We start from the raw sequence: 25,813 nt of genomic DNA, 5'->3' as shown, positions 1-25,813 counted from the left end.
CCCTCTCCTTTATCGTTTATCTAGTTTATTTGATATCAAATCTCCAATGAATTGGAAGACGAAAACCACGATGACAATCAATAGCGTACAGATGAATACGACATCGAATTGGCGGCGCTGGAAGCCGTAGAAGTAAGCGAAGTCGCCTAATCCGCCTGCACCGATGACGCCCGCCACTGCTGTGGATCCGATAAGGGCGATTGCCGTTACGGTAATACCCGAGACAAGTGCCGGCATGGACTCTTTCAGCAGAACTTTGAACATGATCGTACTATTCTTTGCCCCCATTGCCTTGGCAGCCTCGACTACTCCATTGTCCACTTCTTTCAATGCGATCTCGACTAACCTTGCATAGAATGGTGCAGATCCGATGATCAGCGCCGGCAATGCTGCCTCCGGACCGCGGATCGTACCGACGATGAAATCGGTGAATGGGAACAGCAGCAAGATTAGGATGATGAACGGGATCGCACGGAATATATTGACGACCGCTGCCACAATCCAATAAACGACTTTATTCTCCCACAGTTTTCCCTTACTGGTCAGATAAAGCAAAAGACCAAGGATGATTCCGATGATGAAAGTACCGATCAAGGAAAGAATCGTCATATAGAATGTCTCATAGATGGCGGTATTCAAATCTGCTATATCTACATTCGGAAACCATTTCTCAAACAAGTTCCTGCACCTCCACTTTCACATTCGCCCCGCGGATGAAGTCAAGTGCCTTCTCCACTTCCGCTTCACTGCCCACAAGCTGCAGGAACAGGCTGCCGACTGCGCCGGTTTGTGTCTGCAGTACATTCCCCTGCAGGATATTGATGTCCACATCAAATTGCTTCGCGGTCTGGCTGACAACTGTCTGATTGACATTGTCCCCTGAGAAGGAAAGCTTCACGATCGTGCCTGAACCTTCTTTCATCGCAGCCGCCGATAAGGATTCATATTGCTCGCTTCCATCCAATTGCTGGACGAAACGCTTCGTGATCGCTTGCTGCGGATTTTGGAACACTTCCGCTGCATCACCCTTCTCCACGATCCTGCCGGTATCCATTACGGCAACACGATGGCAGATTTTACGGATGACATTCATTTCATGCGTGATCATGACGATCGTCAAACCGAGACGTTTGTTGATGTCCACCAGCAGATCGAGGATGCTGTCTGTCGTTTCCGGATCCAATGCAGATGTCGCTTCATCACACAGCAGTACTTTCGGATCGTTCGCCAGTGCTCTCGCAATGCCGACACGCTGCTTCTGACCGCCGCTTAATTGGGATGGGTAAGCATTTTCGCGTCCTTTCAGACCGACAAGCTCAATCAATCGATCAACCTTCGCTTTTCTTTCTTTTTTCGGTACGCCCGCTATTTCCAGTGGAAAAGCGATGTTTTGGTGCACCGTACGGGACCATAGCAGATTGAAGTGCTGGAAGATCATCCCGATTTCCTGTCTGGCAAGCCGGAGTTCGTTTTTCCGCTGTTTTACAATATCCTTGCCATTGATGATTATTTCACCGGCTGTCGGTTCTTCCAGACGGTTCAGCAAGCGCACGAAGGTACTTTTACCAGCACCGCTGTACCCGATCACACCAAAGATTTCACCCGACTCGATCGTCAAGTCAAGCTGATCAACCGCTGTAATATTCTGTTTTTTCGTACGATATATTTTGGAGAGGTTCTTGATGGTAATCAATATCCGCTCCTCCTTCCCCATGTTGCTCTGCAAACATAAAAAACATAAAAAAGCGTCTTTTTGTCATGAGAACAAAAAGACGCTTTTGGTTGCGAAAATTGTTCTCTCATCTGTACAGGTTTCCCTGCAGGAATTGGCACCATACAGGAAAACCTGTGGTTGCCGGGCTTCATCGGGCCAGTCCCTCCGCCACTCTTGATAAGAGTTTTATATATGATTGCTAAAAAGGAGTTTAGCACTAGTACAAAGTTCTGTCAACATATATTACAAACTGCCACGGGCTCCAAGGAACAAAAGCGCTTCCATAAGAAGGATATGCTGATAATCCCCTTCCACTACCTGCCTGTCGCATAAACTGCGAAGCTGCACTTGGCCCGCAAGAAGCTGATGAAGTGTGCGCTCATCCGTACGGATATACAGAAATCCATAAGGCTTCGTGGCCGGCGTCGTCAGACTGCTCCTATCAATATGCAAATCGAAATGATCATCTTCCCATTCTATAAAGACCTTCAGCCGTTTGTCATTGCATAAAGGCAGCAGATCCTCCCTTGCCTCGATTTGCCGTTTGAGCTTTTCCAGTTCTTCCATGATCATCCTTCATCCCCCCTGCTTTGTATTTGGCTCCGTGCCCTCCGAATTCCTGCAAGAAAAAACAGCTTTCCAATTGGAAAGCTGTTTTATTCACCCAGCGTTTTTGCCAGCATATGCTGGACAGAATGAAACGCATATATTTTCTCCTGAACTTCCCCTTGTTCAAAGACAATCAGACAAGGTACGCTCTCAATCCGATATTCCTGCATGAAAACCGGAAATAGGGAGGCGTTCAGTTTATGATAATATTCCTGGCCCGTCAAAGTCTCCACTGTCAGGAGCATTTTCTCGGCAAGCTGGCATGTGCCGCAGAACGGTGTATGCACAAATATCCTTGCCTGTTCCTGCCGAATGACTTCCCGGACCTCTTTTTCGATGACGTTGATAATTCATCCCTTCTTTCATCAGGCGAGGAAGAATGGATGCACCATGATACTTCGGCTAAGCAGGGCCGTGGCCAATTCAGGTGCCGGGGTCGCCGCTACCTCTCGATAGGTTCTGTCTACGTAAATATGCTGGGCATGCGGAAGCTCTCTGGCAAGCTGTTTCCTCAGCTTATGTCCGGCGCTGTCCTCATCCACCATGATATATACTTGCTTGTGATCCAAGTCATAGTCATACAAAAGCTGTTCCAGCCGCTCGATGCCCAATGTTCCATTGGTGCAGATGATCGTCACTTCCTCATCGATGATCTTCTTTATCTGCTCTTTATCCGAGCGTCCTTCCACAATAATGACCTTTTCTTCATCACCCATACTGGCATCACCTATTCTGATCGATATTTGATTGCTTCCTTGCCCGTGCTCCGAATAAAGGCAGCTTAGCAATGACGCTTGCCATAGTATATGAAAAGAAACCGCTGCCCTTGCCAACAAGGGCAGCAAAAATTAATCCTCTTTGATTCTTCCTTCGTAATCCTCTACCGAAAGCAGGCTTTCATAAGCTGCTTCATCGTCTGCTTCCACCACGATCATCCATGCCTTCTCGTATGGGGATTCATTTACAAATTCGGGGCTGTCGTCCAAGTCTTCGTTCACAGCCACGACTTTACCGCTGATCGGAGCATACAGCTCGGATACTGTCTTGACAGATTCGACGCTGCCGAATGGCTCGTCCGCTTTCAATTCATCACCAACGGATGGCAGTTCCACGAATACGATATCCCCGAGTTCATCCTGGGCGAAGTCGGTTATGCCGATCCGGTACTGATTGCTTTCTTCTTTTTTGATCCATTCATGTTCTTCCGTGTAACGTAGATCTTTCGGTAAGTTGCTCATTTTTATTCCTCCACCTATTTTCTACAAGAATAGCTAACATATTTACTATAAGAGGTAATAGATAAAATTACCACCGATTCAGCTTAATTCGCGGCAGTCACACTCTCGTACATTTCCGGCTTGAAACCGACAGCAGCCGCATCCTCCCCTATCAAAAGCGGACGCTTGATCAGCATACCGTTTTCAGACAGCCATGCCTTGAGCTGGGCGTCATCGGCACCTTTGATTTTCTCCTTATAGCCGCCCTCGCGATAGACTTTCCCGCTCGTATTGAACAGTTTGGTAAGCGGCAGGCCGCTTTTGTCCGCTGCTTCCTGCAGCACTTCAGGACTTGGCGGAGTCTCGACGATATGTATTGCTTCATGCGATATCCCATTCGCATCCAGCCATTTTTTTGCGTTTTTGCATGTGCTGCAATTCGGGTACCAATAAAATCGGAACATGTAATCCCCTTCCTTTCATACTGTTATTTTAGCATAGTCCTATGCAACATTTGCACAGAATAAACGAATGGATCCCGGGCACGATAGAAAGGAAAAAGGAGGGATCCCATGCCAGCAGGAAATACACACGATGTCATGCTGCAGCCGCCGGAGATGATTTCCGAAAAGGACTTGCTGTACTTGGCCGATATGCTCAATTGGAATCTGAATGCCGCCAAGAAAGCACAGCATGCTGCCAGGGAAGTACAGCTTACAGATGCCCAGGAAGCCTTGCATACTGTCGGCCAGATGCACCAGCGCCATTATGACATGCTACTGGAGCATTTGAAGACGAAACCGCTCAATTAAGGAAGGAGGGAGCACCATGCCAGAGAACCAGAAGATACAGAATCCGCAAACGACTGTACCGACGACGCAGGATATGAATGACCGGGATCATGTGACTGATTTGCTTGCAACCGAAAAGTATATGACAGCTTCGTATAGTACTGCACTTAATGAAATGAGCAATCAATCGCTTTATGAAACAGCGGCTCGCATTTTCAAGGAAACACAGGATGCCCAGCGCAATCTGTATAACTTGATGTTCCAGCACGGCTGGTACAGCCTGGAACAAGCCGCGCAGCAAAAGGTGGATCAAGCCTATCAGCAATTCAGCAAGACACGCCAGGAACTTCCTTATACATGAGACAGATGGACAATCAGCTGCTGGTTGTCCTCTTTCATTGAACCTAAAAAATTATTGACGGACGGAGTTCCATCCTGTAATATACTTGCATGTGCAACTATTTGAAGGGAGCAAATCATGAGCAGGACACAGGACGAGTTGGGATTGATTTTATCCAGGACTTACCTATCCTTGAAACGGGAGACCTCCCGCATGCTCCAGCAGTTCGAACTGACACCCGAGCAATTCTCCCTGATAGCGGAATTGGACAAGCAGGATGATATCACACAAAAAGAGCTTGCCGAACTGACAGAGAGAGAACAGACGACGGTGACGAAGATCATTGATAAGCTCGCCAAGAAGAACCTGGTGATACGAGGTCATGATCCGCATGATCGCAGGGCGATCCGCTTGCAGATCACGGGTGAAGGCCGGGAGCTGGTCCAGCTTATCAAACCAAGGATAGAAGAAGTCGAAAAACATGCATACAATGGTTTCCAACAAAGTGAAATTGAATTGCTGCATACTCTGATTCACAGACTGCATCAGAATTTGCAGTGATTTTTTTAACTAAATACATGCACATGCAACTAGTATAGATTGGAGTTTTTAATTTGCGTTTACAACCTTTACGGGAAATGTTCAAGATCCCGAATACGAAAGTCGGCATCGCTTTTGCCATCATTGTCCCATTACTCTTTTCCATCATTTGGCTGACAGGCTATCATGATGCAACCAACCATCTGGATCGCCTGCAAGCTGCCATAGTCAATGAGGACGGCACCCAGGCCGATGCATTGGCCGATCGAATGATCGACAGCCTGCCATTCGATGCAGAGCTTGCTTCCTATGACGATGCGCAAGAACAGCTTGATCAAAATGATATTGCGATGCTGATTGTCATTCCAGAGGCGTTCACGGAAAGCTTGGCCAAGCAGGGTGATACATCCTTACAGTTTTACATGAATAGTTCCAATTCCCAAGTCGCGCTGTCGATAGCCGAAAATGCAGCCAGACAAATGACGGCTTCCATCGCAGGATCCAATGTACAAGCAGAAATCATCAAAGAAAATCCGATCGGTAACTTTGCCACTTCCATGGTTCCGATGATTCTCGGCTTCATTGTATTCATTGCTTTCATGACAATGAATATCCAAATGAACATCGTCACGCAAATCGTGAACCGCAAGTTCGGTAAATGGCAAGTCTTTTGGAACAAACAGCTTCTTTTACTGATCGTCGGTCTTGTCGTTACGACAATCATCGTTACGATTCACTACTTTGCAAATGATACCGCCGCTTCTTATATGCAGCTATGGGGCTACGAGCTGCTTGTCGTGTTTGCCTGCATCAGCTTCACCCAAATGAGCTTCGCTATTTTCGGCAATGCCGGCGCCCTGTTCAATGTTGCGATGATTCCGTTCCAGCTGATGGCAGCAGGGAATATCATCCCGACAGATCTATTGTCTCCTGTGTTCCGTGCGATAGGAGCAGCACTGCCAGCTTCCAATGGCGTACAGGGCTTCAGTCAGCTCATCTACGCAGGCCAAAGTGTACCTTCGACAATCCTTCATCTTGGATTGATATTGATCATCACCTTCCTGCTTTCATGCCTTGCATTGGCACTGAAGAAACAGCAGCCAGTTCAATTCGTCAAAAAAGACGAGCCAGCTTCAGCAGTATGAACGAAAACCTCCGCTAATTCGTGCGGAGGTTTTTTATCTGTTAGGACATTTTCTTTCATCACCACTCCAATGCATCTATCAGACAAGAAAAAAATCGCTCCATGTGGCATGAAAGAGAAATTCATCAATAAATCGAAACGATTATGATTTACAAATCGAAATGATTACGATAGAATAATTCCTTGTGAAAGAGTACGTGAATAGAAAGGTGATAGAATATGACATCTATCCTTCAAATAGACAAGATTAATTTTTCCTATGAACAAAAAGCCGCTTTGCGCGAGGTATCCTTACAAGTCGAAAGGGGGGACTTCCTTGGTTTGATCGGTCCGAACGGCGGAGGCAAAACAACGCTGATCAAGCTTGCACTCGGACTGCTTCAGCCAAATAAGGGCTCCATCCAGCTCTTCGGACAGCCTGTCCCCTCTTTCAAGGACTGGAATAAAGTAAGCTTTGTATCGCAAAAAGCAAATGCCTTCAATAAAGGTTTCCCAGCTACTGTCTTTGAGGTGGTCGCAATGGGACTCACCCCGAAGATCGGTTATTTCCGCAGATTTTCGGCTAAGCACCGAGCTGCAGTGAAACAGGCAGTGGCCCAGGTGGATATGAGCGATTATCTGCATGAAAATATCAGCAGCCTATCCGGCGGTCAGCAGCAGCGTGTGTTCATCGCCAGGGCACTCGTAAGCCAGCCGGAATTGATCATCCTAGATGAACCCACAGTCGGGATCGATCATGCCAATGTAAAAGGCTTTTATGAATTGCTGCAGCGGTTGAATAATGAAAACGGACTGACACTTGTGATGATCACCCATGATTTGGAGGGAATTGCACGTTACGCATCCAAACTGGTTTATTTGGATCAGCAAGTCCGATACGAAGGCAGTCCCGAGCAATTCAGCTTGCCTGAAACCGACTTACATGTATTGCGAGGTATCCATGCATGATTGCTGATTTCCTTCAATTCGAATTTTTACGCAATACACTATATACTGGTCTGCTGATCGGCTTGATAGCCCCATTATTGGGCTGCTTCATCGTCGTCCGCAGGTTATCCTTGATTGCGGACGCCTTATCCCATGTGACACTGGCCGGGATTGCTTTCGGCCTCTTAATGGAAAAAAAGCTGGCAACACCTGTGATATCACCATTTTATGCAGGTCTTGGATTTTCCGTCGTCGCTTCTTTGTTGATCGAGAAGCTTCGCAGTATGTTCCGTAATTTTCAGGAAATCGCCATCCCGATCATCCTTTCCGGCGGAGTCGGATTGAGCGTCATCTTCATTTCACTGGCAAATGGCTTCACGACCGATTTGTTTTCTTATTTATTCGGCTCTGTATCAGCTGTCAGCAGTGACGATCTGCAAGTCATCATCATCATTTCCATCATTGTTTTGCTGGTGATCGGCGTCCTTTACAAACAGCTGCTCGTGCTCTCCTTTGATGAAGAGCATGCACGTGTCAGCGGCTTGCATGCAAAAGTGATCCACTTCATTTTCATGCTGCTGACTGCCCTTGTCATCGCAGCGAGCATCCGCATCGTCGGCGTGCTGCTCGTAAGCGCCTTGATGACCATTCCTGTCGCAGCAGCCATCCGTCTGGCCAAAGGATTCAAACAGGCAATGATACTTGCAATCCTCTTCGGTGAGACATCTGTCATTGTAGGATTGTTCTCCGGCTATTACTTCGAGATACCGCCCGGAGGTACCATCGTTGTCGTATCGATCCTTATCCTTCTGTTGAGTTTCATCGTTCAAAAGCTGCTGCTTGCGAACAAACGAAAAACTGCATTCGAGAAAGGGGTTTCCTAATATGCAAGTGGACGAAGGCATTGCCATCCTGAAAGAAAATGGTCATAAGTATACGGATAAACGCGCGGATATTCTATCTTATTTCATTCATGCCCAAGGGTATCGAAGTGCAAAGGCCCTGCTTGCGTTCATGGAAACCAGCTATAAGGGCATCAGTTTGGATACGATTTACCGAAACCTCCGCCTTTTCGAACAGCTTGGGCTGCTGGAGACCCGCGAGAAAAACGGGGAGAAACTCTTCAAGATCGCTTGTAAAAGCGGCACGCATCACCATCATTTCATCTGCGAAAGCTGCGGGCTGACCAAGCCGCTCCAAAAATGTCCGCTGCCGGTTTACACAGATGAATTGGCGGATTATCATATAAATACACACGCATTCGAGCTTTATGGACTTTGCCCGACGTGTCACAATCGCTAAGGAGTCGTTATATATGCCAATCATTACCGTCAAAATGCTGGAAGGCCGTACAGATGAACAAAAAGAGCAAATGATCAAAAAGATGACCGATGTAATGGTCGAAACAACCGGCGCACGCGCTGAAGCAGTTTCCATCGTCATCGAAGAAATGAACAAAGCAAATTATGGTGTGGCGGGGAAACGCCTATCCTAATGGAAAAGCAGCATGCCACTGGGCATGCTGCTTTTTCACTCCTCTCGCAACTTTGATCATGAATAGGCTGGCATCACTTCTTCCAGGACTTTCCTCTCCTCTTGATCAAAAAGGTTTTTGCTTTCGGTTTGCTGGACCTGCTTCTGCATATGGCTTTCAATCAATCTTGCTTCTTCTTTATTACCCACAAGGTGGATGCATTTCCATTCTTTTTCCTTGGCCAGTCTATCGAGATCCGGCGCCAAAGACTTATACCAGCGTTTTTGATTGGCTTCCAAACGGCTCTCGATCGTCTCCTTTTTCGATCCTTTGCCGCCTTTTCCTTTTATCGATAAAGCTCGCTGAGGGCTTGCCTGCACCTTCCATTTCTCCGTATCCAAATCCATTTCATAAAGTTTCGTATCCTTGATCTTTCCCAGTACGGCATCGATCACTTTCACCTGATTTTTTTGGACCAAGATCACACCAGATTCCGGGAATCGGTCATACAGCGACTGGAATTGTTCCAGCTTTGGCTCATCCTCCCAGTGGAATTCCGTTGTTACGGGCATTTGTAGGCATTCGGCAAACCAAATATCATCTGCTGATGCAAACACGACACAGCTTTTTTTCATGCTTTGACCGTTATCGTCCAAAAAAGCTTTCACCTTTTCCTTCACTTTCAAGAATTGCTTCCATTCTTCGGGATCATTCTTGAGATATGTCTCGAAATTCTTCAAGCCATTTTTCACATGAATCTTCCATTCCCCGCCTGTCTGATCACGATTGGCCGGATCGGTGTTCACATACATGCTAAGTACTTTTTGAGGATGGTGCTTGGCTTTTTGTGCAAGTTTCTCCATATTTTTTGCATAACACAAACTGCAATCACTCCTCTTCCAGATTTGCTTGAATGAAACTAGCATATAGCACTACATACCACATCCAAGCTACTTGAAACGTTAAAAAAGCAGCAAATGAGGGAAGAATGTTAAGATATAACCATGTCACCCAAAGGCTGTGAAAAATCATGTTAAAACGGACCCGGACCCAAATCCTGCAATTCACCTCTATTGGCGTACTGAATGCAGCAGTCGATTTGGCTGTGCTGAATATATTGCTACTCATTTGGCCGACAAAGGATAATCTTTTACTGTTACTATTCAATACGATCAGCTATTTGGTATGTATCTGGAATAGTTACTATTGGAATACGAGATATACCTTCCGCAGTCAAAAAAAATCAAACATGGCCGAGAAAGGCTTGTTCTTTGCGCAAGCCTTGATTGCGTTAGTAATCAGCAATCTTGTCTTCATTGCCGGTCTTTCCGTCCTGAGAGCCATCACTTTCATTTCGATCCCGGCATATATAGAGCACAATGCAGCAAAAGGGGCGGCAATGTTCCTTTCTTCCTCCAGCAGCTTCTTGTTCATGAAATACATTGTGTTCAAAAGAAAAAAATAGCGTATACCATCCGGTATACGCTATTTTCTATGCCTGAATATAAGCAGCCCGCCGATCGACCAAGGCCTGGCTTGCATGATCCAAGTTTTGGATGTCGACTTGGATGCCGTATTCCCGATATTTCAGCACAAGTTTATCCAATGCTCCGACAGCAGAATCATCCCATAGTCTTGCTTCCTGAAAATCAAGGATGATTTGCTTGGAAGTTTCCTGTTTGGGATGGAAGCTTGCCAGAAAATCAGTCACGGAAACGAAGAACAATTGACCCTTGATTTTATATACCTTCGTATCTTTCTGCTTTGTCTCTTTGACATCCACCTTGGAAATTTTAGCAGCAAAGAATACAGCGCTCATCAATACACCGATGATGACACCGATGGACAGATTATCTGTCCACACGACGGCAATCACTGTCACGATCATGACCACTGCATCCGTCCGCGGCATCCGATGCAGATTCCGTACCGATGACCAGTCAAATGTACCGATACTGACCATGAACATGACAGCAACAAGTGCCCCCATCGGGATTTGTACTAAAACATCCTGGAAGACGAGAATCAGCAGCATGAGAAAGGCACCTGCGATGAAGGTCGATAGGCGGGTGCGTCCCCCAGCTTTTACGTTGATGACGGATTGCCCGATCATCGCACAGCCTGCCATTCCGCCGAAGAATCCGGCAGCAATATTGGCAATCCCCTGTCCGCGCGCTTCACGGTTCTTATTACTATCTGTATCCGTATATTCATCCAATAGCTGCGCTGTCAGGAAGGTCTCCATCAGACCGACGATCGCCAAAGCAATCGCATACGGAAAAATGATTTGAAATGTTTCCATATTGAACGGGACATCCGGGATGAAGAACGAGGGCAAAGCCTGCTTCAGCTCTCCCATGTCGCCGACTGTTTTCGTCGAGCTATGGGTAAAGATGGCGATGATGGTCATCACGACAATCGCCACCAGCGGTGATGGAATAGCTTTCACAAACCGCGGGAGCACATAGATGATCAGCAGGGCGCCTGCTGCGAAAGCATAAATTTGCCATGATTCACCTTTGAAATGTACAAGCTGGGCCATGAAGATCAAGATTGCCAGACTATTTACGAATCCGATCATGACCGGACGCGGGATGAAAATCATCAATCTCGCCACTTTAAAGACACCGAATAGAATTTGGATGATACCCGTCAGGATTGTCGTCGCGAAAAGATACTGCAGTCCGTGATCAGCCACCAGACTTCCCATCACGAGTGCCATCGCGCCTGTAGCTGCAGATATCATCGCGGGTCTTCCGCCAGCGAATGATATTACGATGGCTATACAGAAAGAGGCATACAATCCGACCATCGGATCGACACCAGCAATGATGGAAAAAGCAATTGCTTCTGGAATGAGTGCCAAAGCGACCAAAATGCCTGATAATACATCTTTCGGCACATTGGAAAACCATGCTTCTCTTATATTTGTAATCATAATCGACATAAACTCCTATCTCTTGACTTACAGCAGGTTATTATACCATATTTTCCGGACTTGTTGCAGCTGCGTATACAAGCGGCTCAAACTGGACATATTGTATAAAAAAAGCAGCAGGTGAACAATGATGAAACATATCAAAGCCATAGTTCTGAAAGGCATCTTTGCCGTGGCTATCCTTTATCTCTTCGCAGGTTTAATCTATCAATTATCTTTCACCAAAGTAGCACAGCTGACAGTCATCCTGACAGTCATCGGTTACTTGATCGACATGGCATTGCTCCCAGGTAAAACAAATAAAAGCACTGGATGGCTTGATTGTATCTTCTTCACCATTGTCAGCTGGATGCTGATCTTCCTGGCGTCCGATGGACATGTGCATCCATTGGCAGGTGCCATTCCAGCAGGACTGATCCTGGCTTGGCTGGATGGGACATTTTTGCATGCTTACGTGCGGAAATACGTCATACGCAATGGCAAAGATCAATACTACAATGTCATCTTCCTGGATCAATTCCGTACGAAAATCGCTGGTGATTTGCCTGTTCGCGGTCCGCATAAGGATTCTTGAAGAAATGAACAGAAGAAAGCCCGTGGAGTAATACCCACGGGCTTATTTTTTATGCTTTTGGATCCCATTTGATGATGATACCGCATTCGGTCAGACCGCCGCCGAATCCGTATAATAGCATGGTATCTCCATCTTTGACCTTGTTTTCCTGCAATCCGAAATCAAAAGCCAAAGGAATCGTAGCCGAAGATGTATTACCAGCTGTCGCCATGCTGGTAAGCGTCTTTTCCACCGGATAATCCAAACGATCACAGATGGACTCGATCATCCGCATGTTCGCACTGTGCGGGATGAACCAATCGATATCATCCATGGACATGTTTGCTTCTTCCACCAGTTTCTTGACACCCTTTGGAACACCGGAAACGGCCCATTTATATACTTCGCGTCCGTTTTGGACCAATTTGCCTGGGTTGGTGAGCTCTTCCCCATTCATCTTTGTGGACAAGCCCGTTTGGTATAGATGGCGGCCGCCTTCCCCTTTCGTTCCCATGTGAAAGCCGAAGAAGCCAGGATTTTCAGCATCGTACTCCACCAATGCCGCACCAGCACCGTCCCCAAATAGGATACAGCTTGTACGGTCGGTATAATCAGTGATCTTGGACAATGTTTCTCCGCCTAAAACAAGTACTTTCTTATGCATGCCGGCAGTGACCAATCCATTAGCCATATGCAGTCCATATACGAAGCCTGCACATGCACCGCCCAAATCGACGGCTCCCGTGTTCTTCAGGCCTAGTCTTGCTTGCAGCTGACTGGAAACACTAGGGAATTTATATTCCCCAGTCACTGTAGCCACAAGGATCAAGTCCACATCATCCAATGACTTGTTGAAATTCTTCGCCAGGTTCCGTGCAGCATTTTCACATAAATCTGTTACATATTCATCTTCAGCAGCGATTCTTCTTTCTTTGATGCCAGTTCGCTGTACAATCCATTCATCGGAAGTATCGACCATTTTTTCAAAATCTGCATTGGTCAACACCTTTTCCGGTATATATGTTCCAATCGCTGTTATGCGTGCTTTGGATTCCATATTATCTGCCTCCTTTACATCTGCCTCCATTATACCATCTAGTTTTAATACCTGGTACTAAAAAGAATAAATTAATTATCTTTTTTCTCAGCATGGGAAGCCAGGAGCTCCAATACAGCATCATCCATAGGCGGGTTATGCAGGCCGGCACGTACATCCCGATAATGCTGCTCGAAGACTTGTGACTTGGCAAGTCCCCTGCCGCCGGCAATCCGCATCGCCAAGTCCACTGCCTCGGAAGCAGCCCTGGTGGCATTTACTTTTACTGCTGCCAGCTCAGGTCCCAGGTATTTCCGCTTCTCAGGATAGCTATCCCACAAACTGGCAACATGATACATGAAATGTCTGGCTTGCATCAATTCCAAATCCATTTTCCCGATTTTCTCCCGTATGTGAGGAACACTGATGATCGGTTTATCCAATGTATTCGGCTGGAATGCTTTAGCGAACTTGACAGCTTCGTCACGTGCGCTTTTGGCAATGCCTAAATAACAGGCTGGAATATGCAGTAACGATCCTTTTGGCCCTGACTTCTTCCTGGTTCGTTCTACATAATGATCAGCTGGCACCTTAACCTTTTCCAAAATCAAATCGTCACTTCCGGTTGCACGCATTCCCATGGGATTCCATGTCTTTTCGACACGTACTCCATTTATTTCCCTGGAAATCAAAAAGCTTCCGACAGTATCATCATCTTCTACATAAGCCGTAACCAAATAATAATCCAGATCAGCAGCCATGGAAGTGAAGGTTTTACGGCCGGTTATTATATAATGATTGCCCTCCCGCACAGCTTTCGTTTCTGGAATGCCTCCACGTGTAGGACTCCCTGTATTCGGTTCCGACGCTGCACGATTGACTATCTTACGCTCCTGGATGACTTCTTGCAGGAAATCCTCAAACACCCCATCGGGCCAATCCGCATTTTCAGTCAAATCCTGCATCGTGCTGAGATGCCAGCCTATGGATAAAGCCGCCGCTCCATCACCAGCAGCTACCGTTTCCTGTGCCAGCAGGAAATCATGCAAATTGGCTCCATCCCCTCCGTGCATTTTCGGGATGGTCAGCAATGTATAACCAGTCGAGCGAAATGCATCCACCACCTGCGGAGCGAGCCGTGCCTGCTCATCGCCGATCCTTTTATATTGTCTTGCAACTTCCGCTGCTTGCTTGGCCTTTTCAAGAATATGTTCCTCATTTGCGATTATCATGCGCCGTACCTCCTCATTTCTCTTTTCCATTCTATTGAAAAGCAGAAAATAATACAAAAAAACCCGCTCAAAGAGCGGGTCTTATCTTACATACTCATACCCATGTGCATGTGACCGGAAGTCATCAGCCAGTAAGTACCGAGAATGATGACGATAGCGATGAAGAAACCGAAAAGTGTATTCCCGGAAATCAATCCACCGTCTTCTCCTTCTGTCATGTGCATGAACATAACAAGCTGCAATGCTGCCTGGATAACCGCAAAAATCAAGATGATGATGAAAATCGTTGATGATGACCAGTCTGTCCATAGCGCTGTTGCGAAGGCGACGAGTGTCAATGCAATCGAAATCAAAAAGCCGATGACATGCTTCCAAGGGAAATGTCCTTTTTTCGTTTGTTGACTCATATTAATTCACCATCCCCATCAAGTAGACGCATGTGAAGATAAAGATCCACACAACGTCCAGGAAGTGCCAATAAAGACTAGAAATAAATACTTTCGACGCTGTTTTTGGTGTAAGTCCCCTTCTTGCAAGCTGGATGAGCAGCAGGATGATCCAGCCGATACCGATCGAAACGTGCAGACCGTGAGTACCAAGCAAGATGAAGAACATTGACCAGTGTGCACTTGTTCCTAGTGTAACACCTTCATGTACGTAATGTACAAATTCATAAAGCTCATAACCGATAAATCCTGCACCCAGGATGAGTGTGATGATCATCCAGATGATAACGCCTTTTACATTGTTCGCACGCATTTCGTGAATCGCGATACCGCATGTGAAACTACTTGTAAGAAGCAGCATCGTCATGATCATGACCAGGCCTGCTTCGAACATCTCGATTGATGTCGGTCCATCGCCTACACGTGATTGTAACGCGAAATAGGATGCGAATAGTGTCGAGAACAAAGCGATCTCTGCACCAAGGAAGGTCCAGAAACCGGTGATGTTCAAACGGCCGGTTTCTGATTGGTATTCCAATGGAGCGTTGGGGTTCACATTGTGATCATGTGCCATTTCTTCACAACCTCCTTTATTTATTCGCTTTCGCTTCTGTTTCTTTTATTTCTTCCACGCTGATATAGTAGCCGTCATTGTAATCGAATGAACGGACGATCATTGTGATGAAGATACCGATGGCACCTACGATTCCAACCCAGTACCATTGGAATGTAAGCCCGAAAGCTGCAATCCCCATCAATACTGACATGATTGCTGGAATGGAAGAGTTGCTTGGCATATGAATCGGCTTATAATCCGTGTTCTTCTGTCGATCAAGGCCTTTTTCTTTCATATCCCAGTATGGATCGAGACCTGTCACTTCAGGAAGGACTGCAAAGTTGTAATGCGGCGGGATCGATGAACTTGTCGCCCATTCCAAGTTACGTCCAAGACCCCAAGCATCGCCAGTCTTCTCTCTTGGTGCATGTCTCCAGCTATAGTAGATGTTGTACACGAAGATGATGAATGCAAGACCCATCATGAACGCACCGATTGTCGAAATCATGTTCAATCCTGTCCAGCCATCTTCCGGTGTATACGTGGAAATACGTCTTGGCATACCGTCCAACCCTAGGAAATACTGCGGGAAGAAACATACGTTGAAGCCAATGACGAAAATCCAGAATGCCCATTTACCGATTTTTTCGTTCAATTTATGTCCGAACATCTTCGGATACCAGAAAATCAAACCTGCAAAACAAGCAAATACTGTACCAGAAATCAGCACATAGTGGAAGTGCGATACCAGGAAGTACGTATTGTGATACTGATAGTCAGCTGCTGCCATCGCGAGCATGACCCCTGTCACCCCACCGATAACGAAGTTCGGGATGAAGGCAAGGGACCAGAGCATCGGTGTGGTAAAGCTGATACGGCCCCGATACATCGTGAAGAGCCAGTTGAATATCTTAACCCCGGTCGGGATCGAGATAGCCATCGTCGTAATAGAGAAGAAACTGTTCGCTTCTGCGCTATTACCCATCGTGAAGAAGTGGTGAACCCATACAAGGAAGCTCAGCACGGAAATCGTCACAATCGATACAACCATCGCTTTATAGGCGAATAGCTGTTTCCTTGCAAATGTCGAGATGATCTCAGAGAAAATCCCGAAAGCAGGAAGAATAACGATATATACTTCAGGGTGACCCCATACCCAGAATAGGTTGACCCAAAGCATCGGGTTACCATCACCTTGCAAGGTGAAGAGTACGGAACCGAATAGACGGTCGAATGTCTGCATAGCAAGTGCGACTGTAAGCACTGGAAATGCGAAGATGATGATCAGCATTGTGATCAAAGTCGTCCATGTGAACATGGACATTTTCATCAATGTCATACCTTTCGTACGCATCTTCAAGATGGTGACGAAGAAGTTGATACCTGTCATCAATGTACCGATACCGGCAATCTGGATACCTAGCACGTAGTAGTTCTGTCCAGGACCCGGGCTGAATTCATTCGTCGCAAGCGGCGTATATCCAGTCCATCCGGCATCCGGCGAACCACCGATGATGAAGGAAATGTTGAATAGAGCCATACCGACAAAGAATGTCCAGAAGCTCAAGTTGTTCAAATAAGGGAATGCAACGTCACGCGCACCGATTTGCAACGGTACGATATAGTTGATCAAACCGATCAGGAATGGCATCGCCATGAAGAGAATCATGATGACACCGTGTGTCGAGAATACCTCATTATAATGCTGCGGATCCAGGAATTCCATCCCTGGTTTAGCAAGCTGCGTACGGATCATCAAACCATCGATACCGCCGCGGAAAAGCATTAAAAGGGCACTGAGGATATACATGATACCCAGTTTCTTATGGTCGACGGAAGTCAGCCATTCTTTCCATAGCCAACTCCATTTTTTAAAGTAAGTAAGGGCAGCTACAACGGCGATACCGCCGAGTAAGATGCTGATCTGTGCACCCAGGATCAATGGGTCGCCGGTAATGATAAACTCATTCCATTTTAAGTCCAAAACTCTTCCCCCTCTCTCTGTTACTCGTGACTCGCATGTGCATGTTCTTTGGAGTCCATGTCTTCATCCGAGTAGTCTACAGTATTGTCTTGCTGATAGTATGGAATTTCGTCTTCAGGCAAGATATGTTGAGATTTGTCTTTTGCATGCGGATTCTTCGGCTCATAGCCTAGGCGATCCCATGCTTCCAATGTGTATTCCGCATCTTTGGAATGGTCGATCCATTGCAAATGCGTACCATTGAATTCAGCTGTTCCGTCATATACACCAGGAATCAGAAGATTGTCATACTCGTATTGTGTCAGTTCCGGAGCGGAGTTTTGCACTTCTTCCACCCACTGATCGTAATCGGCTTCTTCCTCAGCGTAGACTTTGAATCGCTGTTCATTGAAGCCTTCTCCTGTGAAGTTGGCATTCCGTCCATTATAGACGCCTGCTTCATCGGCCTGCAGATATAGTGTCGTCTGCATGCCTGCCATGTTGTATTTCTGACCGCCCAGGCTCGGTATCCATAGAGCAGCCATGGAATCGGCGGAGGTCAGTTTGAATTCCACCGGACGGTGAATCGGGATGTGCAGATAGTTCACTGTTTCAATGTCTTCATCCGGATAGGAGAATACCCATTTCCAGTTGATGGATGTTGCGTGGATCACCAGCGGATCCTCATTCGCAGCTTCAGCCGTTTTCGGCTCAGGCGCGTCCTCTAATGAGTAGATCGTTCTGACGGTTGGGACAGCCAAGATGATGACGATGATGATCGGGATGATCGTCCAGATCGTCTCGAGCAGCGTGCTGCCGTGTAATTCAGGGCTGTACTTATCGTGATCCTTTCTTTCTCTGTACTTGACAAGGATGATCGTCAACAGTACGAATACAACCGCAACGATTGTAAGCATGAAGATGATTGATAGAATAATAAGGTCACTTTGCTGACTTGCCACTGGTCCTTTCGGATCGAGCACTTCCGGTGTTGAACATCCGGCGAGCATTAGCGGCAGGGCAAGGAACAACAGAAGACTCAAGGGTTTCAATTTTTTAAGCATGCGCCTGCTTCCCTTCCTTTCTTTACCTGAGTTCACGAATGTGTCATTTTCCCTCTGCATAAGAAAACGACCCCTTCGCTTTAATAGGGTTTTTGATAAGTATTTCACAATGAACCTTCCGCAATACCTAAAAGCTGCAGAAATTCAACTGGAAACACATAATCACACTGCCTGATCGGCAGTGTCTGACAACAATCCAGAAACTAGTGTAATACAAAGCAGCCAAAAAGACCAGACTTGCCCGGTAAGTAAACAGTTCATTTTACATTCTAACACCGGCAAAAAGAGAGAATACGAATAAGTAGTGAACAAAATTTGAACGTTTTATGTAATTTATGCTCATTTATTGGTAATCCATACGTTATCTGGTTTTGCTGTAATACACCGTATTGCGGACTGTCTTTCCATCGGCACGGAGGCTGTCGCAATGATGTATCCCCTCCAGCTTATACCCGAGCCGTTCCGGGACGGCCCGGCTTGCACTGTTTTCCTCATCGCAGAGTATCTGGATCCGCCGGACACCAAGCTCGGTAAAAGCATACTCCGTCTGCGCCCCTACGGCTTCGGTCATATAACCACGACCGGTGTGGCGTGTATCCATCCAATAGCCTATTTCAACTTTTGGAATATCCCAATCGATGGCATGAAAACCGCTGGACCCGATGAATTTTCCCGTATCCTTGTGAAAGATGAGCATACGCAAGTTCGTCCGATTGATCCAATCTGCAACCGACTGCCTGATATTTGCTTCGGTTTCCTCTGGTGCTGGCAATTCCTGTGCGAAAGCCATCCACCTTTTCAACTCCGGCAACGAGGCCTTGATCGCTTCATTGACAGCTTTCCCGTCACCGATTAGCGGCTGCCTGATGATAAGCCGTTCCGTTTCGATTATGGTCTTGAAATCTCTCAACACTGGATCCATGTCCTGCTCCCCCCTGCCCCGAATTTACTCTAGTATGCAGGAATATATCAGGACTTACAATAGTTTAAGCGGCTTCGGTTTCTTTTTTCCCTTCCCGAAAGCTGATGGCAGATAATAGTATGCCGATGATGGATATCCCGGCCCCGATGACGGTCAGCCATGTGAATCCGAGTCCTGCATCCAATACGAGCCCGCCTATATAAGCTCCTCCGGCATTGGCTAGATTGAACGCGGAGACACTTGTGGCTGCTGCGATTGTCGGACCTTCGGCTGCTGCCATGACGATTTTCGACTGTAATAAAGGCGTCGTGCCGAATGCCCCTGCCCCGAACAGGCCGATGACCAAAACAGCTGCGACGGCATGTGGCGTTGCCAGCGGAAACAGCAATAGGATCACTGTCAGTATTGCAAACACATAGATAAGCGTCCTGGTCACATTCCCTCCAGCCAATTTGGGTGTGGAAAAATTACCGATCACACTGCCCATTCCGAAAAAGAACAGACTGATCATGATACCTATACCGCCAAAGCCGGTGACCGAACGCAGCAATGGTTCAATATACGTATAAGCAGTGAATACACCTGAATATCCAAAAATGATGATGGCTATCGTCAGCAGCACTTGCTTATGCTTGAACACACTAAGCTCCTGCTTGATGCGCGGGGTTTCTTCGGGCTTCGTATTCGGCGCACAAATGAGCAAGCCAATGAAACCTATGATCCCGAGCAATGCAATCAGCCAGAATACAAGGCGCCACTCAATGAGAGAACCAAGGTAGGCCCCGAATGGCACCCCGATCATGATGGCAATCGTCAGGCCTCCGTTGACTGCCGCGATTGCCTGGACCCGTTTGCGCGGCTCCACCAGCTCACTTGCCATGACGAATGCCAATGCAAAAAACGGACCATGGATGAATGCGGAAGTGACCCTTGAAATGAGCAATACCGTAAAATTTGGCGCTGTCGCACTGATAATATTACTGATGATGAATATCAGCATGAATAAAAGCAGCATCGGCTTGCGGGGCAGCTTGACCGAAAGTGTCGTCATCAGCGGGCCGAATACCGCAACACCAAGCGCATACATGCTGACTACAAGACCGGCAGCTGCAATTGTGACTCCAAGGTCCTGGGCTATATGGGTGAGCACCCCTGTCACTACATATTCCGTCGTCCCGATGGCAAAAGCACAGATCATAAGGACGGCGATGACTGTCGCAGGCTTGAACTGCCTGCTCGCTAAAGACATTTTAATCCTCCTTTTAAAGCATGACATTGGCTTAAGATACAACAGAAAAGTCCTCGATACAAACCAAAACCCATTTATTTAACAAAAAAATCAAGGAAGCGGATCCAAACATCCAAATAGGTTTGGCCAAAGAAAGTCAGGGGTATCCCATCAAGAGAATCACAGTAACATCTGCTCGAAAGTATAAGGAGGAACAGTCATGCTTTATGCGTTCATCATTCTATCATTCATCCTTGTGACGATCGGTATCGCCTATTATTCCTGGCGCAAGACGAGGGGGATCGATCTTGCAACATCGGACGGTTATTTCCTCGGAGGCCGCAGTCTTACTGGAATAGCAATCGGAAGTTCGATGCTCCTGACAAACCTATCCACGGAACAGCTGGTCGGACAGAACGGTCAGACGTTCGGCGGCAACTTCACTGCGATGGCCTGGGAAGTCACATCACCGCTTGCTTTGTTCGTCCTTGCATTTCTTTTCCTTCCCCGATATTTAAAAACGGGGATCACAACCATACCCGACTTTCTTGAACAACGCTTTGATATGCGGACGCGTCAGTTCGTATCTGTTTTGTTCATTCTGGGCTATATGACTTCTTTCTTGCCGACTGTCCTTTATTCCGGGGCATTAGTGCTGGATTCCATATTTGATTTAACTGGCGGATTACATATCAGTACATTTTGGGCGGTTGCGTTGATTGCCGGGGTGATCGGATTAGTCAGCCTTGGCTACGTGGTATTCGGGGGTCTGCGTGCGATTTCGGCCGCTGATACCTTATATGGCATCGCCCTGATTGTAAGTGGTATAGGTATTTTACTGCTGGGCCTTTGGACCTTGGGAGACAGCAGCATCACCGGAGGCATCGACAAGCTGATAAACGATCATCCCGAAAAACTGAATGCAATCGACAGCAGCAATGATGCCAATGTTCCGTGGCCGACAATCTTTACCGGGTTGCTTGTAAACAACCTCTTCTACTGGGCAGCCAACCAGGCAATCGTCCAAAAATCGCTAGGGGCAAAAAATCTGGCCGAGGGGCAAAAAGGTGTCCTTTTGACAGGCTTCTTCAAGATGTTCGGTGTTCTTTATCTGCTGCTGCCCGGTACGATAGCCTTCCATCTTTACGGGGATACATTGAAAACGGCGGATGATGCCTATCCAACTTTGGTCATCGATTTGCTGCCTACAGCCATAACTGGTATTTTTGCAGCCATCCTGTTCGGCGCCATCCTCAGTTCGTTCAATGGTGCCTTGAGCAGTACGATGACATTGTTCACTTTGGACTTGTACAAACCTCTTTTCCGTAAGGACGCGACCGATTCCGAGCTTGTGAAAGCAGGACGTATATTCGCGATTGCAGTCGGTGTCATTTCCATCATCATCGCACCATTCATCATCTTCTTCCCTAGCGGGTTATATAATTATCTGCAAGAGATGTTCGGATTCATCAACGTACCGATCGTGGCAGCCATCTTCATTGGGTTCTTTACGAAACGGGTACCTGCGTTTGCAGTTAAGATTGCAATCGTGACACATTTGATTCTGTATGGTTTATCCAAGGTATTTTTTGGCGAAGTACACTTCCTTTATGTATTGGCCATCCTCTTCCCGTTCAGCCTGCTCCTTATGATCGCCCTAGGCAAATGGAAGCCGCGGAAAGAGCCTTTTGTACTGAGGGATGCGGCAGTTGTCGATATGACACCTTGGAAATATGCAAAGTCATTTGCGATCTTCATCACAATCTGCATCATCGGTTTGTATATACTTTTCTCCCCTTGGGGAATTGCAGCCTAAACGAAAAGCGACCATTTCTGGTCGCTTTTTTCATTTCTTATCGAATTTATGCTGGATATCCTGCGTAATGGCTGTAACCTCCTGCATACTTGCTGCATTCTGTTGCGCCACCGCAACTATACTATTGATACTATCTGTTACACCACGTGTATTATCAAGCACATCATACATCGCTGCAGCAATCTCTTCGATTTGGCTGCTGGTGATGCCGATCTCCTCCGACAGCTGTTCGAATGTGCTTTGGGTCGTCGTGATTTTATCAGAACCGGCAGCCACGGCTTCCCTTCCTGCACCGAGAGCTTCGACAGCTTCCTTCGATTCTGTTTGGATGCTTTGGAACACATCTGTTATATCCGTCACTGCAACACGGACCTGATCGGAAAGTTTGCGCACCTCATCGGCCACAACAGCGAACCCTCGTCCTTGCTCGCCTGCCCGGGCTGCTTCGATGGCAGCATTCAGTGCCAGCAGATTCGTCTGCTCGGCTATATCCTTGATTGCCTTGAGCAAGGCACTGATTTGATCTGTCTTGCCATTCAAGCCTCTCACTTTTTCATAGGAGAATGTAATTTTACTTGTTATCGTGTCCATATGATTTACTGAATCATCCATATGAGAGGCCCCTTCTTTTGTTAATGCATCCATTTTTGCTGCAATCTGCTTCGCTTCTTCCCCTTTCAGGGCAACCATCATGACATTTTCCGCAAACTTCTGCATTGCTGCGGCCAGCTCTGCTGATGACCGGGATTGATGCTCGGATCCAACCGTCACTTCTTCCAAAGCTTTGACAATCTGCTTCAGCGCTTCACCTGCCTGTTCCAGTTCGGCAGTCCCCGTTTCGATCACTGGTTCGGCATCAGGTTCGATTATCGCTGGCGGCTCCTGAACGATCGTCTCGGCTGCAATCGGCTCTTCCGCCATCCCCTCCGGCTTTTCCTGTTTGTATGCAAAAACAAAAGCAAAGCTTCCCCCTGCCAAAACAATACCAATGATCACATTGATCCGCCAATCCAGAAAGAAAACCCTTTCATTTTGCAGGATAAGCAAACATGCATAAAGGTATCCCAAACTAAGCATAGTGACTGGATATCGTTTTTTCATCATTGTTCCCCCTTTATCCCTCTTCTTTTCTATCGGCTTATCTGCTGCAATCATGAACCTTTTTCTACATTTTTCACCACATTAAATCTTTTCCTTCATCGGATGCTATACTACTAACTGACTAAAGGAGGCTGCATCATATGGAGGGACTTTTGGAAGAAGCAACCGAATTCATTCGGGAAAGCTACCAGGAACTGGGGAAATCAGAAATGGAAATGAATCGGCGTCTGAGCGAAATCAGGCACGATATAACACGCGATGCAACATATACCCATACAGCAGAAGAACTGACGCATGGGGCCAGAATGGCATGGCGTAATTCGAATCGCTGCATCGGACGCTTGTTCTGGAATGGTCTGCAAGTGATAGACGCCCGCGATGCAAATAATAATGAAGAAGTATTGCAGAGGCTGTTCGATCATATTGACAAAGCGACAAATGACGGAAAGATAAAACCTTTGATCACGGTTTTCTCACCAGATAAAAATATCCGGATTTGGAATCATCAGCTGCTCCGATATGCCGGATATGAAACGGAGGATGGCATCATCGGAGATCCTGCTTCCATCCGCTTCACCTCTATTTGCAATGCTCTTGGCTGGAAAGGCAAAGGGACGGCCTTTGATATCCTGCCGCTCGTTGTGCAAGTCGGTGATGAAAAGCCCGCACTTAAGGAAATACCAGCAGAAATCGTGAAGGAAGTACGTATCGAGCATGAGGAATACCCTGATTTTGCTGAGCTTGACTTGCGCTGGTATGCAGTTCCGATCATTTCCGACATGAAATTGGAGATTGGAGGCATCACTTATAACGCAGCGCCGTTCAACGGCTGGTACATGGGCACGGAAATCGGGGCGCGGAATCTTGCCGATGAGGATCGTTACAACCTGCTTCCGAAAGTGGCGGAGCTGATTGGTCTTGATCAAAGCAAAACATCGACCCTATGGAAGGACCGGGCATTGGTCGAATTGAATATCGCAGTGCTTCAATCGTTCCATAAAGCAGGCATTACCATTGTCGATCATCATACCGCCGCCAAGCAATTTGCCCATTTCGAGAAGCAAGAGCAAAAAGCAGGACGAGATGTGACGGGAATGTGGAGCTGGCTTATTCCGCCAATGTCGCCTGCGACGACCCATATTTTTCACAAGCCCTATCCAAACAGGATTTTGAAGCCGAATTACTTCCATCAAGAAGATGCACATTGAAAAAAGAGCGCAAATGCATGTGCATTTGCGCTTTTTTTGTTTTACTTATTCCAATGCGTCGGAGACTTCTTTCACTTTCTCCAATTCGGACTCCAGTCCGCCGCCGGATAGATACCAGTAGTTTGGGTTTAGATAAGTGATGTGGTTTTCTTTCGCAGCTTTTGTGCCGTTGACCAATTCATTATCCAATACTTTTTCGGCTGAAGAAGTACCGTTGCCTACAACAGCACCGCGATCTACTACAAACAAGTAATCAGGATCCTTTTCTGAGATGTACTCGAAACCGATGGATTGACCATGTGTGGAAGCTTCAATCGTGTCATCGACAGCAGGCACACCATATACATCATGGATCACACCGAAACGGGAAGCTTTCCCATAAGCACTTACACTGCCATCATTCACAAGTGTGATCAAAGCTTTTTCATCCATGCCTTCTGCTTTGCTTTTCAATTCCGCAATTGCGTCATCGATTTCACCCAATGCTTGTTCTGCTTCTTTTTCTTTACCTACGATTTTTGCAATCGTTTCTGTATTCTTTTTGAATGAATTCATATAATCCGTCGTATCGACCCCAACATAAATTGTTGGTGCAAGCTCACTAAGCTGGTCATAATAGTCGCTTTGACGACCGGAAATGAAGATGACATCCGGCTGCATTTCTGCGATTTTCTCCAAATCCGGCTCCTTCAGGCCGCCGACGTTTTCATAGTCCTTACTGCTGTATTTGGAAAGATAATCAGGAAGGCTCTCTTGCGGGACACCTGCTACATCGACACCAAGCTTATCCAAAGTGTCCAATGCTCCCATATCGAATGCAACAATCTTTTCTGGATTCTTAGCGACTTCCGTTTCACCTAGTTCATGCTTGATGGTAAGCTTTTCTTCCTCTTTATCTGCACTGCTTGCGCTATCGGAATTGCTCCCGCATGCTGCAAGCAGAAGTACGAATAATAGACCTGTCATCAACAACGTCAGTTTTTTCATTTTATCC

31 protein-coding genes and 1 riboswitch are annotated in these 25,813 nt (G+C 46.7%); of the genes, 12 read left to right on the top strand and 19 right to left on the bottom strand.

Going from position 1 to position 25,813, the window contains the following annotated elements; genetic code table 11:
* Nucleotides 1–9: 9 nt before the first annotated feature.
* The 7 genes from CHH53_RS09630 to CHH53_RS09600 form a co-directional block, all read right to left on the bottom strand.
* On the bottom strand, nt 10–678 hold the full coding sequence (locus CHH53_RS09630; RefSeq protein ID WP_198946042.1) for a methionine ABC transporter permease: 669 nt from the start codon (nt 676–678) through the stop codon (nt 10–12).
* Nucleotides 671–1,693, bottom strand: a complete 1,023-nt coding sequence (locus tag CHH53_RS09625; RefSeq protein WP_095215907.1) for a methionine ABC transporter ATP-binding protein — start codon at nt 1,691–1,693, stop codon at nt 671–673. The genes CHH53_RS09630 and CHH53_RS09625 overlap by 8 nt, the downstream gene beginning before the upstream one ends.
* Nucleotides 1,694–1,796: 103 nt before the next feature.
* A riboswitch (SAM riboswitch) is annotated at nt 1,797–1,898 on the bottom strand.
* A 59-nt stretch (nt 1,899–1,957) separates the two neighbouring features.
* The gene (locus CHH53_RS09620) at nt 1,958–2,287 is read right to left on the bottom strand and encodes a hypothetical protein (RefSeq protein WP_095215906.1); all 330 of its coding nucleotides are present in this window, start codon (nt 2,285–2,287) and stop codon (nt 1,958–1,960) included.
* Nucleotides 2,288–2,370: 83 nt separating this feature from the next.
* Entirely contained in the window at nt 2,371–2,661 is a 291-nt protein-coding gene (locus tag CHH53_RS09615) for a thioredoxin family protein (protein WP_304442497.1), read from the bottom strand.
* 27 nt (nt 2,662–2,688) lie between these two features.
* Entirely contained in the window at nt 2,689–3,039 is a 351-nt protein-coding gene (locus CHH53_RS09610; protein ID WP_095215904.1) for a ribonuclease M5, read from the bottom strand.
* A 132-nt stretch (nt 3,040–3,171) separates the two neighbouring features.
* Complete coding sequence (gene gcvH / locus CHH53_RS09605) at nt 3,172–3,561, bottom strand: glycine cleavage system protein GcvH (RefSeq protein WP_095215903.1); 390 nt, start codon at nt 3,559–3,561, stop codon at nt 3,172–3,174.
* A gap of 83 nt (nt 3,562–3,644) precedes the next feature.
* Nucleotides 3,645–4,004 carry an arsenate reductase family protein gene (locus CHH53_RS09600; RefSeq protein WP_095215902.1) on the bottom strand — a complete coding sequence of 120 codons (360 nt, stop codon included), beginning with the start codon at nt 4,002–4,004 and terminating at the stop codon, nt 3,645–3,647.
* A gap of 108 nt (nt 4,005–4,112) precedes the next feature.
* Between CHH53_RS09600 and CHH53_RS09595 the strand changes: the two genes are divergently transcribed.
* From CHH53_RS09595 to CHH53_RS09560, 8 genes are all read left to right on the top strand, one after another.
* On the top strand, nt 4,113–4,352 hold the full coding sequence (locus tag CHH53_RS09595; RefSeq protein WP_095215901.1) for a hypothetical protein: 240 nt from the start codon (nt 4,113–4,115) through the stop codon (nt 4,350–4,352).
* Nucleotides 4,353–4,368: 16 nt separating this feature from the next.
* Entirely contained in the window at nt 4,369–4,692 is a 324-nt protein-coding gene (locus CHH53_RS09590; RefSeq protein WP_095215900.1) for a spore coat protein, read from the top strand.
* 117 nt (nt 4,693–4,809) lie between these two features.
* Nucleotides 4,810–5,232 (top strand): MarR family winged helix-turn-helix transcriptional regulator, encoded by a 423-nt coding sequence (locus CHH53_RS09585; RefSeq protein WP_095215899.1) that lies wholly within the window; start codon nt 4,810–4,812, stop codon nt 5,230–5,232.
* A 53-nt stretch (nt 5,233–5,285) separates the two neighbouring features.
* On the top strand, nt 5,286–6,356 hold the full coding sequence (locus tag CHH53_RS09580; protein WP_233135014.1) for a YhgE/Pip domain-containing protein: 1,071 nt from the start codon (nt 5,286–5,288) through the stop codon (nt 6,354–6,356).
* Nucleotides 6,357–6,574: 218 nt separating this feature from the next.
* On the top strand, nt 6,575–7,303 hold the full coding sequence (locus CHH53_RS09575; RefSeq protein WP_095215898.1) for a metal ABC transporter ATP-binding protein: 729 nt from the start codon (nt 6,575–6,577) through the stop codon (nt 7,301–7,303).
* Complete coding sequence (locus tag CHH53_RS09570; RefSeq protein ID WP_095215897.1) at nt 7,300–8,166, top strand: metal ABC transporter permease; 867 nt, start codon at nt 7,300–7,302, stop codon at nt 8,164–8,166. The genes CHH53_RS09575 and CHH53_RS09570 overlap by 4 nt, the downstream gene beginning before the upstream one ends.
* Nucleotide 8,167: 1 nt before the next feature.
* A complete protein-coding gene (locus CHH53_RS09565) occupies nt 8,168–8,584 on the top strand; it encodes a Fur family transcriptional regulator (protein ID WP_095215896.1) in 417 nt (138 codons plus the stop codon).
* A gap of 13 nt (nt 8,585–8,597) precedes the next feature.
* Nucleotides 8,598–8,777 carry a 2-hydroxymuconate tautomerase gene (locus tag CHH53_RS09560; RefSeq protein ID WP_093725739.1) on the top strand — a complete coding sequence of 60 codons (180 nt, stop codon included), beginning with the start codon at nt 8,598–8,600 and terminating at the stop codon, nt 8,775–8,777.
* 56 nt (nt 8,778–8,833) lie between these two features.
* On the opposite strand, the gene CHH53_RS09555 is transcribed toward CHH53_RS09560, so the two are convergent.
* Complete coding sequence (locus CHH53_RS09555) at nt 8,834–9,637, bottom strand: VLRF1 family aeRF1-type release factor (protein WP_233135013.1); 804 nt, start codon at nt 9,635–9,637, stop codon at nt 8,834–8,836.
* Nucleotides 9,638–9,786: 149 nt separating this feature from the next.
* Between CHH53_RS09555 and CHH53_RS09550 the strand changes: the two genes are divergently transcribed.
* Entirely contained in the window at nt 9,787–10,221 is a 435-nt protein-coding gene (locus tag CHH53_RS09550) for a GtrA family protein (protein WP_095215895.1), read from the top strand.
* A 27-nt stretch (nt 10,222–10,248) separates the two neighbouring features.
* On the opposite strand, the gene CHH53_RS09545 is transcribed toward CHH53_RS09550, so the two are convergent.
* Nucleotides 10,249–11,694, bottom strand: a complete 1,446-nt coding sequence (locus tag CHH53_RS09545; protein ID WP_233134998.1) for a SulP family inorganic anion transporter — start codon at nt 11,692–11,694, stop codon at nt 10,249–10,251.
* Between the two features lie 127 nt (nt 11,695–11,821).
* Between CHH53_RS09545 and CHH53_RS09540 the strand changes: the two genes are divergently transcribed.
* Nucleotides 11,822–12,268, top strand: coding sequence for a DUF2512 family protein (locus CHH53_RS09540; RefSeq protein ID WP_095215893.1), 447 nt, complete (start codon nt 11,822–11,824; stop codon nt 12,266–12,268).
* A 49-nt stretch (nt 12,269–12,317) separates the two neighbouring features.
* Here the strand turns inward: CHH53_RS09540 and CHH53_RS09535 are convergent, their stop codons facing one another.
* From CHH53_RS09535 to CHH53_RS09500, 8 genes are all read right to left on the bottom strand, one after another.
* Entirely contained in the window at nt 12,318–13,304 is a 987-nt protein-coding gene (locus CHH53_RS09535; RefSeq protein ID WP_095215892.1) for a ketoacyl-ACP synthase III, read from the bottom strand.
* A gap of 71 nt (nt 13,305–13,375) precedes the next feature.
* The gene (locus CHH53_RS09530) at nt 13,376–14,515 is read right to left on the bottom strand and encodes an acyl-CoA dehydrogenase family protein (RefSeq protein WP_095215891.1); all 1,140 of its coding nucleotides are present in this window, start codon (nt 14,513–14,515) and stop codon (nt 13,376–13,378) included.
* Nucleotides 14,516–14,601: 86 nt separating this feature from the next.
* A complete protein-coding gene (qoxD, locus tag CHH53_RS09525) occupies nt 14,602–14,922 on the bottom strand; it encodes a cytochrome aa3 quinol oxidase subunit IV (protein ID WP_095215890.1) in 321 nt (106 codons plus the stop codon).
* Between the two features lies 1 nt (nt 14,923).
* Nucleotides 14,924–15,535 carry a cytochrome aa3 quinol oxidase subunit III gene (gene qoxC, locus CHH53_RS09520; RefSeq protein ID WP_095215889.1) on the bottom strand — a complete coding sequence of 204 codons (612 nt, stop codon included), beginning with the start codon at nt 15,533–15,535 and terminating at the stop codon, nt 14,924–14,926.
* Between the two features lie 16 nt (nt 15,536–15,551).
* Entirely contained in the window at nt 15,552–17,501 is a 1,950-nt protein-coding gene (qoxB, locus tag CHH53_RS09515; protein WP_095215888.1) for a cytochrome aa3 quinol oxidase subunit I, read from the bottom strand.
* Nucleotides 17,502–17,521: 20 nt separating this feature from the next.
* A complete protein-coding gene (gene qoxA / locus CHH53_RS09510) occupies nt 17,522–18,544 on the bottom strand; it encodes a cytochrome aa3 quinol oxidase subunit II (RefSeq protein ID WP_095215986.1) in 1,023 nt (340 codons plus the stop codon).
* Between the two features lie 361 nt (nt 18,545–18,905).
* Nucleotides 18,906–19,466 (bottom strand): GNAT family N-acetyltransferase, encoded by a 561-nt coding sequence (locus CHH53_RS09505; protein ID WP_095215887.1) that lies wholly within the window; start codon nt 19,464–19,466, stop codon nt 18,906–18,908.
* Between the two features lie 64 nt (nt 19,467–19,530).
* The gene (locus tag CHH53_RS09500) at nt 19,531–20,715 is read right to left on the bottom strand and encodes an MFS transporter (RefSeq protein ID WP_095215886.1); all 1,185 of its coding nucleotides are present in this window, start codon (nt 20,713–20,715) and stop codon (nt 19,531–19,533) included.
* A gap of 199 nt (nt 20,716–20,914) precedes the next feature.
* On the opposite strand from CHH53_RS09500, the gene CHH53_RS09495 reads away from it, so the two are divergent.
* Nucleotides 20,915–22,510, top strand: coding sequence for a solute:sodium symporter family transporter (locus CHH53_RS09495; protein WP_095215885.1), 1,596 nt, complete (start codon nt 20,915–20,917; stop codon nt 22,508–22,510).
* Nucleotides 22,511–22,540: 30 nt separating this feature from the next.
* Here the strand turns inward: CHH53_RS09495 and CHH53_RS09490 are convergent, their stop codons facing one another.
* Nucleotides 22,541–23,611, bottom strand: a complete 1,071-nt coding sequence (locus tag CHH53_RS09490) for a methyl-accepting chemotaxis protein (RefSeq protein WP_158221531.1) — start codon at nt 23,609–23,611, stop codon at nt 22,541–22,543.
* A gap of 140 nt (nt 23,612–23,751) precedes the next feature.
* Here CHH53_RS09490 and CHH53_RS09485 point away from each other — a divergent pair, with 140 nt between their 5' ends.
* Nucleotides 23,752–24,819 (top strand): nitric oxide synthase oxygenase, encoded by a 1,068-nt coding sequence (locus CHH53_RS09485; protein ID WP_095215883.1) that lies wholly within the window; start codon nt 23,752–23,754, stop codon nt 24,817–24,819.
* A gap of 45 nt (nt 24,820–24,864) precedes the next feature.
* Here the strand turns inward: CHH53_RS09485 and CHH53_RS09480 are convergent, their stop codons facing one another.
* The gene (locus CHH53_RS09480) at nt 24,865–25,806 is read right to left on the bottom strand and encodes a siderophore ABC transporter substrate-binding protein (protein WP_095215985.1); all 942 of its coding nucleotides are present in this window, start codon (nt 25,804–25,806) and stop codon (nt 24,865–24,867) included.
* Nucleotides 25,807–25,813: the final 7 nt, after the last annotated feature.

The organism is Terribacillus sp. 7520-G, assembly GCF_002271665.1.
Taxonomy (GTDB): domain Bacteria; phylum Bacillota; class Bacilli; order Bacillales; family Amphibacillaceae; genus Terribacillus.
Note: the sequence above shows the minus strand (reverse complement) of the source record. Positions and strands in the feature narration are given on the sequence as shown.

Bases quoted from the DNA above. Each gene is read 5' to 3' on its own strand.
- CHH53_RS09570 (WP_095215897.1), top strand. From the start codon at position 7,300: ATGATTGCTGATTTCCTTCAATTCGAATTTTTACGCAATACACTATAT.
- CHH53_RS09600 (WP_095215902.1), bottom strand. From the start codon at position 4,004: ATGTTCCGATTTTATTGGTACCCGAATTGCAGCACATGCAAAAACGCA.
- CHH53_RS09480 (WP_095215985.1), bottom strand. From the start codon at position 25,806: ATGAAAAAACTGACGTTGTTGATGACAGGTCTATTATTCGTACTTCTG.
- qoxD (WP_095215890.1), bottom strand. From the start codon at position 14,922: ATGAGTCAACAAACGAAAAAAGGACATTTCCCTTGGAAGCATGTCATC.
- CHH53_RS09595 (WP_095215901.1), top strand. From the start codon at position 4,113: ATGCCAGCAGGAAATACACACGATGTCATGCTGCAGCCGCCGGAGATG.
- CHH53_RS09550 (WP_095215895.1), top strand. From the start codon at position 9,787: ATGTTAAAACGGACCCGGACCCAAATCCTGCAATTCACCTCTATTGGC.
- CHH53_RS09490 (WP_158221531.1), bottom strand. From the start codon at position 23,611: ATGAAAAAACGATATCCAGTCACTATGCTTAGTTTGGGATACCTTTAT.
- CHH53_RS09560 (WP_093725739.1), top strand. From the start codon at position 8,598: ATGCCAATCATTACCGTCAAAATGCTGGAAGGCCGTACAGATGAACAA.
- CHH53_RS09585 (WP_095215899.1), top strand. From the start codon at position 4,810: ATGAGCAGGACACAGGACGAGTTGGGATTGATTTTATCCAGGACTTAC.
- CHH53_RS09505 (WP_095215887.1), bottom strand. From the start codon at position 19,466: ATGGATCCAGTGTTGAGAGATTTCAAGACCATAATCGAAACGGAACGG.
- CHH53_RS09620 (WP_095215906.1), bottom strand. From the start codon at position 2,287: ATGATCATGGAAGAACTGGAAAAGCTCAAACGGCAAATCGAGGCAAGG.
- CHH53_RS09530 (WP_095215891.1), bottom strand. From the start codon at position 14,515: ATGATAATCGCAAATGAGGAACATATTCTTGAAAAGGCCAAGCAAGCA.
- CHH53_RS09610 (WP_095215904.1), bottom strand. From the start codon at position 3,039: ATGGGTGATGAAGAAAAGGTCATTATTGTGGAAGGACGCTCGGATAAA.
- CHH53_RS09500 (WP_095215886.1), bottom strand. From the start codon at position 20,715: ATGTCTTTAGCGAGCAGGCAGTTCAAGCCTGCGACAGTCATCGCCGTC.
- CHH53_RS09485 (WP_095215883.1), top strand. From the start codon at position 23,752: ATGGAGGGACTTTTGGAAGAAGCAACCGAATTCATTCGGGAAAGCTAC.
- qoxA (WP_095215986.1), bottom strand. From the start codon at position 18,544: ATGCTTAAAAAATTGAAACCCTTGAGTCTTCTGTTGTTCCTTGCCCTG.
- CHH53_RS09575 (WP_095215898.1), top strand. From the start codon at position 6,575: ATGACATCTATCCTTCAAATAGACAAGATTAATTTTTCCTATGAACAA.
- CHH53_RS09540 (WP_095215893.1), top strand. From the start codon at position 11,822: ATGATGAAACATATCAAAGCCATAGTTCTGAAAGGCATCTTTGCCGTG.
- CHH53_RS09535 (WP_095215892.1), bottom strand. From the start codon at position 13,304: ATGGAATCCAAAGCACGCATAACAGCGATTGGAACATATATACCGGAA.
- CHH53_RS09545 (WP_233134998.1), bottom strand. From the start codon at position 11,694: ATGATTACAAATATAAGAGAAGCATGGTTTTCCAATGTGCCGAAAGAT.
- CHH53_RS09565 (WP_095215896.1), top strand. From the start codon at position 8,168: ATGCAAGTGGACGAAGGCATTGCCATCCTGAAAGAAAATGGTCATAAG.
- CHH53_RS09495 (WP_095215885.1), top strand. From the start codon at position 20,915: ATGCTTTATGCGTTCATCATTCTATCATTCATCCTTGTGACGATCGGT.
- CHH53_RS09590 (WP_095215900.1), top strand. From the start codon at position 4,369: ATGCCAGAGAACCAGAAGATACAGAATCCGCAAACGACTGTACCGACG.
- qoxC (WP_095215889.1), bottom strand. From the start codon at position 15,535: ATGGCACATGATCACAATGTGAACCCCAACGCTCCATTGGAATACCAA.
- gcvH (WP_095215903.1), bottom strand. From the start codon at position 3,561: ATGAGCAACTTACCGAAAGATCTACGTTACACGGAAGAACATGAATGG.